Raw genomic sequence first — 18,085 nt, 5'->3', positions numbered from 1 at the left:
TCGCTTCATATTGGCGAGGGCCGCGATCTATGGGGTCAGTATGCCTTGTTATTGCTGGCGTTTGAGCAGTCGTTTGGCGATGGCGTTGGCGATGCCCTGCACCACCTGGACCAGTACGATCATGATGATCACGGCCGTCCAGGTGACGGTCTGGTCGAACTTCTGGTAGCCGTAGGCGATGGCGAAGTTACCGAGACCGCCACCGCCGATGTAGCCGGCCATGGCAGACATGTCAAGCACGCCGATGAACAGGAAGGCGTAGGCCAGGATCAGCGGTGCCAGGGCTTCGGGGATGAGTACGGTGCGGATGATGGTGAGCTTGCCGGCACCCATCGAACGCGCGGCCTCGATTACTCCCGGGTCGACCGGCACGAGATTCTGTTCGACCAGACGAGAAGTGGCGAAGGTGCACATGACCACCATCGGGAAGATGGCGGCCACGGTGCCGATGGACGTGCCGACCACGACGATGGTGAGCGGCTGCATGGCTGCCAGGAAAATGATGAACGGAATCGGGCGCACGATGTTGACGATGATGTCAAGGATGCGGTAGACGACCGCGTTCTCGAACAGGTTACCGGGGCGGGTGCCGTAGAGCACCACGCCGAGGATCAGGCCGAGGAATCCGCCGATGACGAGGGTGATGAGCACCATGGTCAGGGTCTGGCCAATGGATTCGAACAGTAGTGGGCGCAGCACGTTCCAGTCGCTACGCGGGTTGGCGAGGATGATCATGCGTTGTCTCCTTCATGTGCGGCGGCGGATACGCCGGGCGTGGATGCAGAGGCAGTATCGGCCGCCAGCGGGTCATGGGATCGGTCTTCGGCGTAGGTGGCATGTCCAGCGACCGCGTCAGCGTACGCCACAGGCTTTGCGGCGGTGCCGAAGTCGATGACGTCGCTATTGACGGCGAGCTCGCGCAGGAATTCGTCCACATGCCAGCCGGGCCCGTTGAATTCGTAGGTGATGGCACCGATGGCGGCACCTTTGACCGTGTCGATACCGCCGTAGAGCAGGCTGGATTCAACGCCGTATTTGGCGATGAGTTCGGAGATATTCTGTCCGGATGCCTTGAGTTCATGGCCTTGGGTGCCGGAAACGTCCTTTTGTCGGATAAGCACGGTGACAATGCGGCCCGACCATTCGTGATGCAATCGCTCGACCCGATCTTCCTCGGGCAGGCCGGACAATGCGGTGGCGATGAATCGCTTGGTCACCGGCTGCTGGGGTGCAGCGAACACGTCGTATACGTCGCCGGATTCGACCACGCGTCCGGCGCTCATTACGGCCACACGGCCGGCAATCTGCTGGACCACGTTCATCTGATGGGTGATAAGCACAATGGTGATGCCGAATTCCTCGTTCACACGCTTGAGCAAGGCCAGCACTTCGGTGGTGGTTTCCGGGTCGAGCGCGCTGGTGGCTTCGTCGGCGAGCAGAATCTCCGGATTAGTGGCCAGTGCGCGGGCGATGCCGACGCGCTGCTTCTGGCCGCCGGACAGCTGCGAGGGGTATTTGTTTGCGTGCTCACTGAGGCCCACGAATTCAAGGAGTTCGTTGACACGACGATCCTGATAGTCCTTGCGCCAGTGATCGAGTTGCAGTGGGTAGGCGATGTTCTGGGCCACGGTTTTGGTGGAGAACAGGTTGAACTGCTGGAAAATCATGCCGATTTTCTGACGGATGGGTCGCAGCTTGGTCTCACTCAAAGAGGTGATATCGGTACCGAGCACGGTCACAGTGCCGGAGGTGGGTCGTTCGAGCGCGTTGATAAGCCGGACCAGTGTGGATTTGCCGGCACCGGAATAGCCGATGATGCCGAAGATGTCGCCGCGATCGATGGTCAGGCTGACGTCATCCACGGCTCGTGCGATGTTCGCGCCGCGTCCGCGTGTTTTGAATTCCTTCACGACATGGTCGAAGGTGATGATGGGGTCGCTCATAGTGCTCCCTGATGCTGGTTGTTGGTGTCCGGTCACGGAAGCGGAGCGAATCCCGATGTTGGCTCGGGTACTCGCTCCGCTTGGTGGTAATGGCTATGGATAGGTTAGTCGTGCGCTCGTATCAGCCACGGCTCACTACTGGGCCTTGGCATCCTTCTCGATGTCGGACAGGAAGCCTTGCAGCTCGCTGGCGCTGAACTTGTCGGCGAACACCGCGGTGCCGCCGGAGTTCTCCTGCAGAGCGTCGAGCACGTCCTTCTGCTGGAAGATGGAGACGAGCTTCTTGTAGGTCTCGTTGTTCACGTCCGCCTTGCGGGCCACCCACACGTTGATGTAGGGGCGAGATTCTTCGGATTCGGCGTCATCTTGGTAGATGGCGTCCTTCGGGTTGAGGCCGGCGTCGGCCACGTAGTCGTTGTTGATCACACCGGCGGCGATGGTCGGGTCCTTCAGGGTGGTGGCCACCTGTTCGGCCTTTAGCGGGGTGACCTTGACCTTGCTCTTGGCTTCATCGATGTCGGCCGGGGTGGAGAAGGCGGTCCAGTCGCCCTTGAGCGTCACGAGACCGGCGGCCTTGAGTACGCCGATGGCGCGGGCCTGGTTGGTTTCGTCGTTCGGGATGGTGACGGTGTCGCCCTGCTTCAGATCCTTGATGTCCTTGACCTTGGTGGAGTACACGCCGAGCGGGTAGATGGCAGTGCCGCCGATGGGCTGCAGGTCCTTCTTGTTGCTCACGTTGTAGTTGGCCAGGTAAAGCAGGTGCTGGAATTCGTTGAGGTCCAGCTCGCCGGAGTCGAGGGCCGGGTTTTCGGAGGTGTAGTCCTGGAAGTCGACGATGTCGACGTAGATGCCGGCCTTCTCGGCGTTCTGCTTGAACTTGACCCATTCGGGGTTGGTGGCACCGACCACGCCGATCTTGACCGGGTTGCCCTTGCTGCCCTTGGCGGACGACTCGTTGGCACCGGCAAACGCGCGGTAGCCGAAGAACGCGGCCACGGCGATAATCGCCACGACCACGATGGTGATGATGACGTTGCGGGCGGTGTGGTTCACACGCACCGGCTCGTTATTGTTAGGAGCGGCCGGGGTTGCCGGCTGGGTTGCTGCTGTCATTGGATTTCCTCTCTCCAAAATTGATGTCGGGTAACACCATAACGCGCTTGAACCGCGAAAGTGTCGAAAAATGGCCGATTGCCGTATAAGTGTCTTTTATGGCGCGCATGCAATGGCCGGGATTCGTGCGTTTGGCGGCCGGGCGGCACAGCCGGTGCCGATATGCGAACAGGGCCCGGGACGGATCCCGGGCCCTGTTTCGTCAGCGGTCTAACGACACCGTGGAGGTGTTATCACTCGTTGTCGCCAGCGGTAGCGGCGGTAGCGGTGACGGCACCCTTCTTGTCGGTGTTCACGCCGGAGTACACCCAGTCGGTGTAGTCCGGGTGGTCGTAGCCCTTGTCGACGGCGAACTGGAAGGCCTCGTCGCGGAACTTCTCGAGCTCGTCGATCTTGTCGGCGTACTTGTCGGCGTCGATCATGCGCAGGGCCTCGGCGGTCAGCTCGTAGCGGTCGATGCGGTTGACGCGAACCATGTCGTACGGGGTGGTGGTGGAGCCCTCCTCCTCGTAGCCGTGGACGTTGAAGTTGTCGTGGTTCGGACGATCGTAAATCAGACCGCGCACGTCGTGAGCGTAGGAGTGGTACGCGAACAGCACCGGCTTGTCGGCGGTGAAGATGTCGGCGAACTCCTCGTTGGACAGGGCCTCGTCGTTCTCCTTGGCGGACTGCAGGGAGAGCAGGTCGACAACGTTCACGACCTTGAACTTGATGCCCAGTTCCTTCAGCTTGTCGGAAGCAGCCATGATCTCCTGAGTCGGGACATCGCCGGCGGCGGCAAGCACGACCTCGGCCTCATCGTTGTTCTTGGCGGTGGAAGCCCAATCCCAAGCGGCGGCACCCTTCTCGAGCTCGGCACGAGCCTCGTCCAGGGTCAGCCAGGTGGCAGCAGGCTGCTTACCGGCGATGATGGCGTTGATCTTGTTGGTGGACTTGTAGCACTTCTCGGCGATGGCCAGCAGCATGTTCGCGTCGGTGGCGAAGTAGATGCCGATGACGTGGTCGTTGTGGAAGCACTTGTTCAGCAGGACGGAGGTGACACCCGGATCCTGGTGGGAGAAGCCGTTGTGGTCCTGACGCCAGACGTGGGAGGAGACCAGCAGGTTCATGGAGGCGATCGGCTTGCGCCACGGAATCTCGCGGACGGTAGCCTCAAGCCACTTGGCGTGCTGGTTCAGCATGGAGTCGATCACGTGGACGAAGGACTCGTAGGAGCTCCAGATGCCGTGACGGCCGGTCAGCAGGTAGGCCTCGAGGAAGCCTTCCATCTGGTGCTCGGACAGCTGCTCGACAACCTGGCCGGAGACGCGCATGTGCTCGTCGACCTCGTCGGAGATGTAGCCGGCATCCCACTGCTTGTTGGTGACTTCGTAGGAAGCCTGCAGACGGTTGGAAGCGGTCTCATCCGGTCCGAAGATGCGGAAGTCGCGCGGGTTGTTCTTGATGATGTCGCGGGTGTAGGCGCCCAGGGAGCGGGTGGCCTCGAGCTGGCCCCAGCCGTGGCCGAACTCGGCCACTTCCTTGACCTCGTAGTCCTCGAGGTTCGGCAGCTTCAGGTCGTCGCGGATCACACCGCCGTTGGCGTTCGGGTTGGCACCGATACGCAGCTCGCCCTTCGGCATGAAGGCGAGGACGTCGTCCTTGACGGCGCCGTTGGCGTCGAACAGCTCTTCCGGCTTGTAGGACTCGAGCCAGTTCTTGAGGACCTCGAAGTGGGCCTCGGTGTCGCGGGCGGAGGCCAGCGGCACCTGGTGGGAACGCCAGGAGCCTTCGGTCTTCTTGCCGTCGATGTACTTCGGGCAGGTCCAGCCCTTCGGGGTGCGGAAGATCAGCATCGGGTAGAACGGACGGTGCACGTTGTCGGTCTGAGCGGTGGCCTTGATGTCGCAGATCTCGTCCCAGATGGTCTCCCACAGCTCGGCGAAGCGGCGGTGGATGGACATGTGGTCCTCATCATCGAAGCCAGCGACGAACTCGTAGGGCTCGTAACCCATGCCGTGGAAGAACTCGTGGAGCTCTTCGTCGGAGATGCGGGACAGGATGGTCGGGTTGGCGATCTTGTAGCCGTTGAGGTGCAGGATCGGCAGCACGATACCGTCGGTGCGCGGGTTCACGAGCTTGTTGGACTGCCAACCGGTAGCCAGCGGGCCGGTCTCAGCCTCGCCGTCGCCGACGATGGCCGGGACGAACAGGCTCGGGTTGTCCATGATGGCGCCGTAAGCGTGGGACAGAGCGTAACCCAGCTCACCACCCTCGTGGATGGAGCCCGGGGTCTCCGGAGCGAAGTGGGACGGAATACCGCCCGGGTAAGAGAACTGACGGAAGAACTTCTGCAGACCAGCTTCGTCCTTGGTGATCTTCGGGAAGGTCTCGGTGTAGGTGCCGTCCAGGTAGGACTGGGAGGTACCGGCCGGGCCACCGTGGCCCGGGCCCATGATGATCACGGTGTTCTGGCCGTGGTCAGCAATGAAACGGTTGATGTGGCCGATGAGGAAGTTCAGGCCAGGGGTAGTGCCCCAGTGGCCCACCAGACGATGCTTCACATCTTCGCGGGTGAAGGGCTCCTTCATCAGCGGGTTGGAACGCAGATAAATCTGGCCGATGGAAAGGTAGTTGGCAACGCGCCAGTACTTGTCAACGCCTTCGAGGGCTTCCTCGGAAACCGGAGCGCTGAGCTTCTTCCAAGGGGTGCCAATAACAGGACTCGTCATGTGTACTCCTGTACTCCTGCACGTAATCGTGCGATTGATTATTTCTGTTCGGTCACGGTCCCTGACCCTTGCGGTGCCAAGGTTTTCCGTTCCCAGTCAATCGTCATGGTACGAGGACAACGCGACTTTTGAACGATTTCTTGCGGGTGTGTTCGAAATTGTTGCGGAAATTTCAGTATTTGTGCGGTTCAACTGACCGTTTGTCAACATTAGTTTTTTCAACATACTTTTTCAAAACGGCGGAAGCATGCGGAAATCCATTATCTGGCTAGAACAGCGCACGTTCGATTTCCCATGTTTGAAATCGGCGTGTTGTCCGACTACAGGCATGTAGTTTGTTCGATTTACGCACATAGTTTCTGCGTGTCGGCCTTGTCGCCTTGACCAGTGATAATCAGTGGTGTTCAGCCCACGTAAAATTCCAATGAACGTTAGGGGAATATCAATGGCAAACGGTCCTGTGCTTGTCGTCGACTTCGGCGCCCAGTACGCCCAGCTCATCGCCCGCCGCGTGCGCGAAGCAGGCGTGTACTCCGAGCTGGTCCCTCATTCCATGCCGGTTGACGAGATCCTGGCCAAGGATCCGAAGGCGATTATTCTGTCCGGCGGCCCGGCCTCCGTGTTCGAGCCCGGCGCGCCGACCATAGATACTAAGGTATTCGAATCCGGTGTTCCGGTGCTTGGTATCTGCTACGGCTTCCAGGTCATGGCCTATGAGCTCGGCGGCAAGGTGGATAAGGCCGCTCTCGGCGAATACGGCAAGACCTCAGCCACCATCGACGACGCCGACGGTCTGCTCGCCGACTCCCCCGCCGAGCAGACCACGTGGATGAGCCACGGCGTGGCGGTCGAACAGGCCCCGGCCGGCTTCGAAGTGCTGGCCCACACCGAAGGCGCGCCCGTGGCCGCCATGGCGGACGAATCCCGCAAGCTCTATGGTGTGCAGTGGCACCCGGAAGTCAAGCACTCCCCGCTTGGCCAGAAGCTTATCGAAAACTTCCTGCACCGTTGCGCCGCGCTGCCCAACGACTGGGATGCCTCCTCGATTATCGAGGATCAAGTCAAGAAGATCCGCGAGAAGGTCGGCGACGCCGAGGTGATCTGCGGCCTGTCCGGCGGCGTGGACTCCGCCGTGGCCGCCGCTCTGGTGCACAAGGCCATCGGTGACCAGCTCACCTGCGTGTTCGTGGACCACGGCCTGCTGCGTAAGGGCGAGGTCGAGCAGGTCAAGCACGACTTCGTTGCCGCCACCGGCATCAAGCTCATCACCGTGGACGCGGCCGACGACTTCCTTGAGGCCCTGAAGGGCGTCTCCGAGCCGGAGCGCAAGCGCAAGATCATCGGTGAGAAGTTCATCCGCACGTTCGAGAAGGCCCAGCGCCAAGTGCTTGAAGAGGCCGGCGCGCGCGGCAAGGAAGTCAAGTTCCTCGTGCAGGGCACCCTCTACCCCGACGTCGTCGAATCCGGCGGCGGCGACGGCGCGGCCAACATCAAGTCCCACCACAACGTCGGCGGCCTGCCCAAGGACATCAAGTTCCAGCTCATCGAACCGCTGCGCACTCTGTTCAAGGACGAGGTGCGCGCCATCGGCACCGAACTCGGACTGCCGGATGAGATCGTCTGGCGCCAGCCCTTCCCCGGCCCGGGTCTGGGCATCCGCATCATCGGCGAGATCACCAAGGAACGTCTCGACCTGTTGCGCGAGGCCGACGCCATCGCCCGAGAGGAGCTCTCCAAGGCCGGCCTCGACCGTGACATCTGGCAGTGCCCGGTCGTGCTGCTCGCCGACGTTCACTCGGTGGGCGTCCAAGGCGACGAGCGCACCTACGGCTCCCCCATCGTGCTGCGTCCGGTGAGCTCGGAGGACGCCATGACCGCCGACTGGTCTCGCGTGCCCTACGACGTGCTCGCCACGATCTCCACGCGCATCACCAACGAGTGCCGCCAGATCAACCGCGTCGTCCTCGACTGCACGAGCAAGCCTCCGGCCACAATTGAATGGGAGTAATTGCTCTCTGTGACGAATGGGATTCTCCATCGGGGAATCCCTTTTTTGTTGCCGACGATGCCCGGTATAATTTTTCCGCTTACGACGTCGTCCGGAAAGGGATGCCGACCTCTTTGCGCCAGGGATTCGACAACGAAAAATACATCGAACTGCAAGCCGCCAACATCTCAACAGCGTGAACCGACGCTTGCACTCGGATGAAACGCTGATTGCATTGTCAATCACCAGCGCCACCAGTCCTGTGGCCGCTCGCGTCATCGACGGGCTCAAACAGTTGCAGGGCTGCGACGCCTTTTCTCCGTTATCATCTCATCCACGGACGAGGCGCTGTATCGCAATCTCGGCATCAACGTGTGCTGCGAACCGAAGTACGAACGGGTGAGTCTGTATCACCGGTAAACGCCACCGATAAGCGCGGTATGCCGCGAATCGTCAAGCCGGTAATCATGCAGCATGCGGCCTGACGATTCGCTGCTGTCGCATTGTCTCTCCCCTCTACCATGCTGGGCTTGTTTTCCGTTTGTTGGAGAGAACGGGGGATGCCATCAGCACTACGGTGAGAGAAGGATTATCCGTGAATCGGTTCGTGGGTCTAGACGGTATTAAAGGACTGGCGCTGCTGGCCATCGTGCTCTATCACTGCATGCAGCAGCGTCTGCCGGGCGGATCCTACGGCGTGGACGTGTTCTTCACCGTCTCTGGATTCCTGACCGCCACAAGCCTCATACGGTCCCTGAACACGACCGGAACGCTCAACCTCGTGCGATTCATCCCCAAGCGGGCGGTGCGCCTCTACCCCGCGTTGCTCCTGCTGATCCCGATCATCGTCAGCGCCGGCTGGCTGTTCGATCACGATATGCTGGTGTCCATCCGCGATCAGGTCATCACCGTGCTGCTGGGCTGCTACAACTGGTACGCCATCGGCACGGGACAAAGCTACTTCGACCAGATGAATCCGCAGGTGTTCCGTCATCTGTGGTTCATCGGCGTGCTTATGCAGTTCTACGTGATCGTGCCGTTCATCGTATGGCTGATGTGGCGGATTCGGCGCACGCGGTATGCCTCACTGGTCCCCGTGTCGCTGGCGGCGGCCAGCGGCCTTGCCATGGGACTGATGTATACGCCCAAGGGCGATCCCACCCGCGTCTACTTCGGCACCGATACGCACGGCATGGGTCTGATGCTGGGCGTCGCCCTCGCCTGGTGGGTCACCGTGGCCCCGCTGGGCAACACCGGCCAGGAGCCCGAACCGACGCCCCGCATCATCAGTTCGGGTGATTTCCCCGTCGCACGTGAGACGCCGACGCCTCACGTTCCGGCATGGAGGCGCCTATGGGACGCGGCGGCGCCCTCGATGGCGTTCATCAGCCTGATCGCCTTGGTGAGCATGACGGTCGTGGGCAGGCAGGACGCCTTCGCCTTCCGCGGGGGCATCATGCTGTCCAGCCTGCTGTCCGTGCTGCTGATCGCCGGCACCATCGCCGATGACTCCTGGATGCAAAGCCTCATGGTGTTCAAGCCGCTGGCCGCACTCGGCCGGTATTCATACGGCATCTATCTGTGGCATTGGCCGTTGTGGATCCTCTCCACCGCCCTCGCCCCGAAGCTCTTCCGGTCCGCCGCCCCCTGGCCCCTCGCCATGGCCGCGCTGCTCACCGTCGCCATGGTGACGCTCTCCTGGCAGATGGTGGAGAAGCCGGCGGCGCTCTCGCCGCTGTCCATCGTGCTGCCACCTCGCGCATGCGGCCGCCGCCGGGCCGTGCAGGTCATCGTCTTCGACCTCATTGCGGCGCTCTCGCTGGTCGGCTGCGTGCAGGGCATCGTCCATGCGCCGGCGAAGACCGCCATGCAGATTCAGTTGGAGCAACAGGCCGCGCAACTGGAGCGCCTGCAGAAGACCGAACATGTGCTGCTGCGCCGCAACGTGCCGGCACCGCCCAAGCCCACGCATACGATGCCCACCGGAGACCGGATCACCGCCATAGGCGATTCGGTGATGCTCGCCTCCTCACAAGGGTTGTCGGCGGTGTTTCCCGGCATACAGATCGACGCGAGTGTGTCACGATCCATCATGGCCGCGCCCGAGCTCATCGACGATGATCTCGCCGCCGGCAGCCTGCGGCAATGGGTGCTGGTGGGACTGGCCACCAACTCGCAGATCAGCGCCGATCAGCTTGACCGCATTCTCGCCATGATCGGGCGGGACCGTGTGCTGGTGCTGGTCAACGCGCATGCTGATCGCGCATGGGTCCCGCCCACCAACCAGACGCTGGCCGACTATGCGGCCGCACATCCGAGCAACGTGGTGCTGGTGGACTGGGATGCCACGGCCAACGCGAACGCGCAGATGCTCGGCTCCGACGGCATCCACCCGAGCATGGATAGCGATATCTATGCAAAGGCGGTCAAACAGGCCATCGAACAATGGGTCGCAAGCGGCAGGTGAACGGCAGGCAACGCTGAGTTGTCCAACCGGTCGTGAAGAACGGCTATGCTGAAGACTGCATCAACGAGACCACACGTTGGGAGACATGGTGAGCGCAATCCTTGAAGGGAAGCCCGATAAGAATCTTATTCTCGTTACGGGAAGGATTCATCCGAAGTTGGCTGAGGATGTCGCCGAGCAGCTCGGCATTGACGTCCTTGAAACCACCGCATACGATTTCGCCAACGGCGAGATGTACGTGCGCTACACCGAATCGGTGCGTGGCGCCGATGTGTTCGTGCTGCAAAGCCACTACAAGCCCATCAACAAGGCGATCATGGAGCAGCTCATCATGATCGACGCATTGAAGCGCGCCTCGGCCCGTTCCATTACTGCGGTCTGCCCGTTGCTCGGCTACTCCCGGCAGGACAAGAAGCACCGCGGCCGCGAGCCCATCTCCTGCCGTCTGGTGTTCGACCTGCTGAAGACCGCCGGTGCCGACCGCATCATGTCGGTCGATCTGCATGCCGCGCAGTCCCAAGGCTTCTTCGACGGCCCGGTCGATCATCTGGTGGCCATGCCGGTGCTGGTCGACTACATCCGTGATCGTTTCCAGGGCCATCTCGACAACGTCGCCGTCGTCTCCCCCGACGCCGGCCGCATTCGCGTAGCCGAGCAGTGGGCGCAGCGTCTCGGCGGCGGTCCTCTCGCTTTCGTGCACAAGACGCGCGACATCACCCGCCCGAACCAGGCGGTCGCCAACCGTGTGGTCGGTGACGTCGCCGGCAAGGACTGCGTGCTTGTCGATGACCTGATCGACACCGCCGGTACCATCGCGGGCGCATGCCACGTGCTGCAGGACGCGGGAGCCAAGTCGGTGACCGTGGTCGCCACGCATGGCGTGCTCTCCGGCCCGGCCATCGAGCGACTCAAGAACTGCGGTGCGCGTGAGGTCGTGCTGACCGACACCGTGCCGATTCCCGAGGAAAAGCGCTGGGATGGCTTGACCGTCCTGTCGATCGCCCCGCTGCTGGCCAGCGCCATCCGCGCCGTATTCGAGGACGGGTCGGTCGCCGAACTGTTCGACACCTACCCCGAGCATCACGGTCAAGGCTTCCTGTTCGCCTGATTACGTGCGTGTTTGTTCGCGGAAAGCACACAATGCGAGACGCGACATGGCGTAGTCTTTCGGTAAATACCGACAGTATGATATAAATGAACACTTGTGGGCCGAAAGCCCACGACTCCCCCATGGTGTAATGGCAGCACACGGGTCTTTGGAACCCTTTGTCTTGGTTCGAGTCCAGGTGGGGGAACGGCTGACGGCCGCTCGACATCCGGGCGGCCGTCTATTGTTTTGAGGTGTTTCCGCCCTCAATAGACATTCCGATCGAAGGGAATACGTCAGTTATGGCATTATCCGCAGCCATCGTCCTCGCCGCCGGCGAGGGTACCCGCATGCGTTCCAACAAGCCGAAGGTGCTGCATACTTTTGCAGGCAAGACCTTCCTGAACAGGGTCATGGATTCGGTGGCCGCCCTGAATCCCGACACGCTGGCCGTGGTCGTGCACTTCCAGGCCGAGCGCGTCGCCGAAGCCGCCCGCTCCTATGACGAGCAGGTCACCATCGTGAATCAGGACGACATCCCCGGCACCGGCCGCGCCGTCCAGTGCGCGATGGCCCAGCTCACCGAATCCGGCAAGATCGACGGCCCGGTGCTCATCGCCGCCTCCGACATGCCGCTGCTCGACAGCGAGACGCTGCACCGCCTGGTCGAATTCCACACCGCCTCCGGCAACGGCGCCACCGTGCTCACCACCATCCTCGACGACCCGACCGGCTACGGCCGCATCATCCGCGACCGCGAAGGCAACGTGCTGCGCATCGTCGAGCAGAAGGACGCCAACCGCAGCGAACTCGCCGTGCGGGAGGTGAACACCTCGGTCTACGTGTTCGAGGCTTCCGTGCTCGCCGAGGCGATCGCCGGGCTGAAGTCGAACAACGCGCAGGGCGAGTTCTACCTGACCGACGCACTGGAAACCGCCAAGTCGGCCGGCAAGGTCGGCGCGTTCGCCGCCCCGGACCCGCTCACCGTCGAGGGCGTGAACGACCGCGTGCAGCTGGCCGCCCTGTCCAAGACCTACAACCGCCGCGTCTGCGAACGCTGGATGTGCAATGGCGTGACCATTCTCGATCCGGAGACCACCTGGATCGAGGACGACGTCCAGATCGGCCGCGACGCCACCATCCTGCCCGGCTCCTTCCTGCAGGGCCATACGGTGATCGGCGAGGACGCCGTCGTCGGCCCGTACACCACCCTTATCGACGCGACCGTGGACGAGGGTGCGGTGGTCGAACGTTCCCGTGTGCAGGAATCGCATATCGGGGCGCGCACGAACATCGGACCGTGGACCTACCTGCGTGTGGGCAACGAGTTCGGCGAGGACGCCAAGGCCGGCGCATTCGTCGAGATGAAGAAGGCGCACATCGGCAACGGCACCAAGGTGCCGCACCTGAGCTATGTGGGCGACGCCCGGCTCGGCGACCACACCAACATCGGCGGCGGCACCATCACCGCCAACTACGATGGCGTGCACAAGAACCGCACCGTGATCGGCGACGGCTGCCATGTGGGCGCCGGCAACCTGTTCGTGGCCCCGGTCGAGGTGGGCGACAACGTCACCACCGGCGCCGGTTCCGTGGTGCGTCATGCCGTGCCGGACGACACGATGGTCTACTCTGAGAACACGCAGCACAACGTCGAGGGCTGGAAGCCCGCCTGGGAGCGCTGAGCCATGCCCGCACTACAGGATTCGATCAACGCCGTCCGCGTGGCCGCCGAGGCCGCAGACCGTATCAAGGCCACCGATATCGTGGCCTTCGACGTGGCCGACCTGCTCGGCATCACTGACATCATGATGATCGCCGGTGCCTCCAACGAGCGCCAGGTGCTGGCCGTCGCCGAGGAGATCGAAAAGGACCTTTACCTCAAGTGCTCCGGACGCCAGCCGCGCTCGCGCGAGGGCCTGACCGAAGGCCAGTGGGTGCTGCTCGATTACGGCGATTTCGTGATTCATGTCATGCACGAGGAATCACGTGAATTCTACGGTCTTGAACGGCTATGGCGCGACTGCCCGGCCATCGATCTTGAACTCGCACACCCGGAAACGGCGGAGCATGCGGACGTTGCTGCCGTCACCACCGCGTAACGTGTGAATCACATAACGCTGATATACGCTGATATTTGCGTGTCGGGCTGCCTGTTGCCGAACGTCATTGACGGCACCAGGCAGCCCTCCCCTTTTCCTGTTTCCTCACTGGAACCGAAAGGATCGTCACTATGACCAATCATGTTCGTTCCATTTTTCTTATTCGTCATGGACGCACTTCCTATAACGCCGCCCACAAGCTCCAAGGCCAGGTCGATATTCCGCTGGACGCCGTGGGTGAATGGCAGGTCAAGCAGACCGCCACGGCCTTGAAAAGTCTGTACGTCGATCGTCGGCCGGAGATCGACAATCGATTCATTGTCTGCTCCGATTTGAAGCGTGCGCATGCCACCGCGCAGGCGTTCGCCGACGTATTGGGCGATGTGGCGCCCGTCGACGATCCGCGCGTGCGGGAACGCAGTTTCGGCGAGTGGGACGGCCATGCCGTCAGCGAACTGGCCGAACGCTACCCCGAGGACTTCCGCTCCTGGGCGGAGTTTCGCGGCGGTGAGCTGAAGTACGGCGCCGAACCCAAGGAGGCCGTGGGCCGTCGAGGCGTGCGGGCCCTTGAGGACTGGTCCACGCGCGCCGGCGACGACACGGACCTGTTCGTGTTCTCCCACGGCGCATGGATCGCACAGACCCTGCAGACCCTGCTGTCCATCAGCTCGGTCGACCCGACCTTCTCCACGATGGTTTCGCTGCGCAACGCGCACTGGGTGCGGTTGACGCCGATGGACAACCCCGATGGGACCGTGCGGTGGCGTTTGATGGATTACAACCACGGTCCCGCCATTGCCGACACCGACGAATGGGAACGCGAACGCTGAGCCTTCTCGAATCACTTTGCCGCTTGGGGCCTCCTGCGCGACCGGTATGCCGGATCTCCGGTTCCCGATCATGCAGGAGGCCCCAAGCGGTTTCGGGCGGCGTTGAGTGGCCCTACGCGCCCGAAACACATCCGGCGATACCGGCGCAACGGCGGAAACAAGCCGAAACAAGGTGTCGCCACACCGTCTCGCCATCCGGCGACACGCCGAGTGTTGCCGGAATCGGCATCCCGGCGTAATGTATACGAGGTCCGAACGACGGGCCAACAATTAAAGAACGGGGCTATAGCGCAGCTGGTAGCGCATCTCCATGGCATGGAGAGGGTCGGGGGTTCGAATCCCCCTAGCTCCACGATGAAGCCGTCAGGTTGCATGATGTGATGGTTTCTCCGCTGGTTCGTGGTGGGTATCTCGACTCCCATGAATCGGATAGCTTCACTCGGGGCTATAGCGCAGCTGGTAGCGCATCTCCATGGCATGGAGAGGGTCGGGGGTTCGAATCCCCCTAGCTCCACAATCAAGGCCGGTGCTTCACGCATCGGCCTTTTGCGTCTCCCCCGCCACGACACTGCGTGAACGGTAACGGTGATCGCCACTACAATGAATGATGGTCCCTATCATGCTGATATCAAAGGAGACATCGTGACCGTCACCCGTGTATACATCGCCAGCCCCGAAGGCGCCAATGGACGCAACGTCGTCGCCTATGGCGTGCTCAATGCGTTGACCTCCAAATACAAGACCATGGTGTTCCGGCCGGCCGTGTCGAACCATGACGAATTCACCCCCATCCTGCTCGCCGCCTCCAATGCGGGGATCGGCGTGTCCCTGTCCACCGGCCTCGACGTGCATAAGGTGCGCGCCGACAAGGACACCGCCCGCGGAGACATCGTCGGAGAGTTCAACTACGCCATGGAGGTCTCCCGCGCGAACGCCGCCCTGATCGTCGGCACCGACAAATCCCACGTCAACGACCCGACCACCTACGAATTCAACGCGGACGTCGCCGCCGATCTGAAGGCCGGGGTGTTCCTGGCCGTGTGCACCATGGACCGATGGCCGCACGAGCTCGACGAAACCGTGCAACTGTCCATCGAGGGCATGCGCGCCGCGGGCAATACGGTGCTCGGCATCTTCGTGACCGGCTGCGAGCCGCGTCACGCCTTCTCCGTCAAAGAGACCCTCGCCAAATACGGCCTGCCGGTCTGGACTTTGCCGCAGGTGCCCTTCACCGACGAATCCACCAAGGACCTGGCCCTTGAGACCTTCCGCAAGCACGCTCCCATCGACGAGGTGCTCGCCGCGCTCGATGTGGACGTCACCGCGCCGGTCACGCCGTACGCCTTCCAATTCGACCTGCTCGGCAAGGCCAAGAGCAACAAGAAGACCATCGTGCTGCCTGAAGGCGAGGAGGACCGCATCATCAAGGCGGCCGATTACCTGCTCGAACGTGAGACCGTGAACCTCATCATCGTGGGCGACAAGGACGCCATTCTGGCCCGCGGCAGGGAACTGGGGCTGAACAGTCTGGGACGCGCCCGATTCCAGGCCATGGACGACGAGAACGTGCTCAAGCCGATGGTGGCCAAACTGTGCGAGTTGCGCGCCAAGAAGGGCATGACCGAGGAGCAGACCCGCAAGCAACTGACCGACGCCGGCTACTTCGGCACCATGCTGGTGGTGCTCGGCTATGCCGACGGACTGGTTTCGGGTTCCGTGCATTCCACCGCCAACACCGTGCGCCCCGCCCTGCAGGTCATCAAGACCAAGCCGGGCCAGAAACTGGTCTCGGGCGCGTTCCTTATGTGCTTCAAGGACCATGTGGCCGTGTTCGCCGACTGCGCCATCAACCTCAACCCGGACGCCGAGCAGCTTTCCGAGATCGCGCTGCAGTCCGCCGAGACCGCCCGCGCCTTCGGCATCGACCCGAAGGTCGGCATGCTCTCCTACTCCACCCTCGGCTCGGGCAAGGGCCCGGACGTGGATCTGGTGGAGGAGGCCACCAAGCTGCTCAAGGAGAAGGCACCCGATCTGCCGGTGGTCGGTCCCATCCAGTTCGACGCCGCCTGGTCGCCCACCGTGGCCGCCACCAAGGCCAAGGGCAACGATGTGGCCGGACACGTCAACGTGTTCGTCTTCCCGGACCTGTGCGCCGGCAACATCGGCTACAAGGCCGTGCAGCGCTCCTCCGGCACCCTGGCCATCGGCCCGGTGCTGCAGGGTCTCAATAGGCCGGTGAACGACCTGTCCCGTGGTGCTCTGGTGCAGGACATCATCAACACCATCGCCCTCACCGCCATCGAAGCGCAGTGAGCACGGCTTAGCTCCCGCCAGCGGGAGCTGTCACGCACAGCGTGACTGAGGGTGGTCAGGCGCGAAGCAGAACCACCCTCAGTCGGCTTCGCCACCAGCTCCCGCCAGCGGGAGCCACTGTAATGCTTATTTTGTAGCAAGCAACGAGTAATCTAGTCAACGGTAACCCGTGTCTCACGGGAACATTCAATCACAATGGAGGATGCCCACAATGGCGAAAACCGTCCTTGTCATCAATTCCGGCTCCAGCTCGATCAAGTACCAGCTGGTTGATCTCGAATCCGGCGAAGGCCTCGCTTCCGGCCTCGTCGAGAAGATCGGCGAACCGGTCGACGGCCACTACAAGCACGAGTACAACGGCGAAAAGCATGAGCTTGAAGAGCCGATCCACGACCACGAGCAGGGCTTGAAGCGCGTGCTCGGCTTCTTCGAGGAGTACGGCCCGAAGCTGTCCGAGGCCGGCATCGTCGCCGTCGGCCACCGCGTGGTGCAGGGTGGCTCCATCTTCCCGAACCCGGCCCTCGTGACCGACAAGACCATCAACCAGGTCAAGGATCTGGCCGTGCTCGCCCCGCTGCACAACGGCCCGGAGGCCAAGGGCGCCGAGGTCATGCGTTCCCTGCTGCCGGATGTTCCGCAGATCTTCGTGTTCGACTCCTCCTTCTTCTTCCAGCTGCCGAAGGCCGCCAGCACCTACGCGCTGAACAAGGAGATCGCCGACCAGTACCACATTCGCCGCTACGGCGCCCACGGCACCTCCCACGAATACATCTCCTCCGTGGTGCCGGGCGTCATCGGCAAGCCGGCCGAAGGCCTCAAGCAGATCGTCCTGCACATCGGCAACGGCGCCTCCGCCTCCGCCGAGATCTCCGGCAAGCCGGTCGAGACCTCCATGGGCCTGACCCCGCTTGAGGGCCTGATGATGGGCGGCCGCACCGGCGACATCGACCCGGCCGTGGTCTTCCACCTGATCCGCAACGCCCACATGAACGTGGACGAGCTCGACGCCCTGTTCAACAAGCGTTCCGGCATGATGGGCATGACCGGCTACGGCGACCTGCGCGAGGTCCACCGTCTGGTGGCCGAGGGCAACGAGGACGCCAAGCTGGCCCTCGATGTCTACGTGCACCGTATCGTCAGCTACATCGGCAACTACACCTACCAGATGGGCGGCTGCGATGTGATCACCTTCACCGCCGGTGTGGGCGAGAACGACGATGTGGTCCGCAAGATGGTGTGCGACAAGCTCGCTCCGTTCGGCGTCAAACTGGACGAGGCGAAGAACGCCGTGCGCTCCAAGGAGCCGCGCATCATCTCCACCCCGGACTCCTCCGTGGTCATCGCCGTGATTCCGACGAACGAGGAGCTGGCCATCGCCCGCAAGTCCGCCGCGATCGCCGAAGCCGGCACCGACACCTACGGCAACACCTTCGCCAAGTAAGTAACCGCCGTTAGGCATCTCACTAATCTCTAGTTGCAACACTATGGGGGGGCTGATTCCGATTGGAATCAGCCCCCCATTCGTATATGGT

General features: G+C 62.3%; 12 protein-coding genes, 3 tRNA genes and 1 pseudogene. 12 read left to right on the top strand and 4 right to left on the bottom strand.

Translation table 11 applies throughout. The features are described 5' to 3' along the window. Positions 1-48: 48 nt before the first annotated feature. From FYJ31_RS04510 to FYJ31_RS04495, 4 genes are all read right to left on the bottom strand, one after another. Positions 49-735: a methionine ABC transporter permease gene (locus FYJ31_RS04510; RefSeq protein ID WP_032744339.1), complete on the bottom strand. Its 687-nt coding sequence runs from the start codon at positions 733-735 to the stop codon at positions 49-51. Continuing rightward, positions 732-1,943: a methionine ABC transporter ATP-binding protein gene (locus tag FYJ31_RS04505; RefSeq protein WP_143724763.1), complete on the bottom strand. Its 1,212-nt coding sequence runs from the start codon at positions 1,941-1,943 to the stop codon at positions 732-734. The genes FYJ31_RS04510 and FYJ31_RS04505 overlap by 4 nt, the downstream gene beginning before the upstream one ends. Positions 1,944-2,078: 135 nt before the next feature. Beyond that, positions 2,079-3,056, bottom strand: a complete 978-nt coding sequence (locus FYJ31_RS04500; RefSeq protein WP_154536100.1) for a MetQ/NlpA family ABC transporter substrate-binding protein — start codon at positions 3,054-3,056, stop codon at positions 2,079-2,081. A gap of 233 nt (positions 3,057-3,289) precedes the next feature. Continuing rightward, positions 3,290-5,767: a phosphoketolase gene (locus tag FYJ31_RS04495; RefSeq protein ID WP_154536099.1), complete on the bottom strand. Its 2,478-nt coding sequence runs from the start codon at positions 5,765-5,767 to the stop codon at positions 3,290-3,292. A 445-nt stretch (positions 5,768-6,212) separates the two neighbouring features. Here FYJ31_RS04495 and guaA point away from each other — a divergent pair, with 445 nt between their 5' ends. From guaA to FYJ31_RS04435, 12 genes and pseudogenes are all read left to right on the top strand, one after another. Further along, a complete protein-coding gene (gene guaA, locus FYJ31_RS04490) occupies positions 6,213-7,775 on the top strand; it encodes a glutamine-hydrolyzing GMP synthase (protein WP_154536098.1) in 1,563 nt (520 codons plus the stop codon). Positions 7,776-7,935: 160 nt separating this feature from the next. Beyond that, positions 7,936-8,174: pseudogene (locus tag FYJ31_RS04485) on the top strand (DUF1846 family C-terminal domain-containing protein); the annotation flags it as partial. Positions 8,175-8,349: 175 nt separating this feature from the next. Next, a complete protein-coding gene (locus tag FYJ31_RS04480; protein ID WP_326831177.1) occupies positions 8,350-10,221 on the top strand; it encodes an acyltransferase family protein in 1,872 nt (623 codons plus the stop codon). An 85-nt stretch (positions 10,222-10,306) separates the two neighbouring features. Beyond that, complete coding sequence (locus FYJ31_RS04475; RefSeq protein WP_008782813.1) at positions 10,307-11,329, top strand: ribose-phosphate diphosphokinase; 1,023 nt, start codon at positions 10,307-10,309, stop codon at positions 11,327-11,329. A 116-nt stretch (positions 11,330-11,445) separates the two neighbouring features. Next, positions 11,446-11,516, top strand: a tRNA-Gln gene (locus tag FYJ31_RS04470). Between the two features lie 94 nt (positions 11,517-11,610). Next, a complete protein-coding gene (glmU, locus tag FYJ31_RS04465; RefSeq protein WP_154536097.1) occupies positions 11,611-12,993 on the top strand; it encodes a bifunctional UDP-N-acetylglucosamine diphosphorylase/glucosamine-1-phosphate N-acetyltransferase GlmU in 1,383 nt (460 codons plus the stop codon). A 3-nt stretch (positions 12,994-12,996) separates the two neighbouring features. Further along, positions 12,997-13,410 (top strand): ribosome silencing factor, encoded by a 414-nt coding sequence (gene rsfS / locus FYJ31_RS04460; protein WP_136501090.1) that lies wholly within the window; start codon positions 12,997-12,999, stop codon positions 13,408-13,410. Positions 13,411-13,541: 131 nt separating this feature from the next. Continuing rightward, entirely contained in the window at positions 13,542-14,240 is a 699-nt protein-coding gene (locus FYJ31_RS04455; protein WP_154536096.1) for a histidine phosphatase family protein, read from the top strand. A gap of 279 nt (positions 14,241-14,519) precedes the next feature. Further along, positions 14,520-14,592: transfer RNA gene (locus FYJ31_RS04450), tRNA-Ala, on the top strand. Between the two features lie 89 nt (positions 14,593-14,681). Next, positions 14,682-14,754 (top strand) — tRNA-Ala (locus tag FYJ31_RS04445). Positions 14,755-14,882: 128 nt separating this feature from the next. Further along, a complete protein-coding gene (pta, locus tag FYJ31_RS04440) occupies positions 14,883-16,553 on the top strand; it encodes a phosphate acetyltransferase (RefSeq protein WP_326831176.1) in 1,671 nt (556 codons plus the stop codon). 211 nt (positions 16,554-16,764) lie between these two features. Next, complete coding sequence (locus tag FYJ31_RS04435; RefSeq protein ID WP_032744347.1) at positions 16,765-17,994, top strand: acetate/propionate family kinase; 1,230 nt, start codon at positions 16,765-16,767, stop codon at positions 17,992-17,994. Positions 17,995-18,085 lie beyond the last annotated feature (91 nt).

Origin of the sequence: Bifidobacterium sp. WCA-178-WT-4B, assembly GCF_009696495.1 — a bacterium.
GTDB classification, from domain to species: Bacteria; Actinomycetota; Actinomycetes; order Actinomycetales; family Bifidobacteriaceae; genus Bifidobacterium; species Bifidobacterium infantis.
Note: the sequence above shows the minus strand (reverse complement) of the source record. Positions and strands in the feature narration are given on the sequence as shown.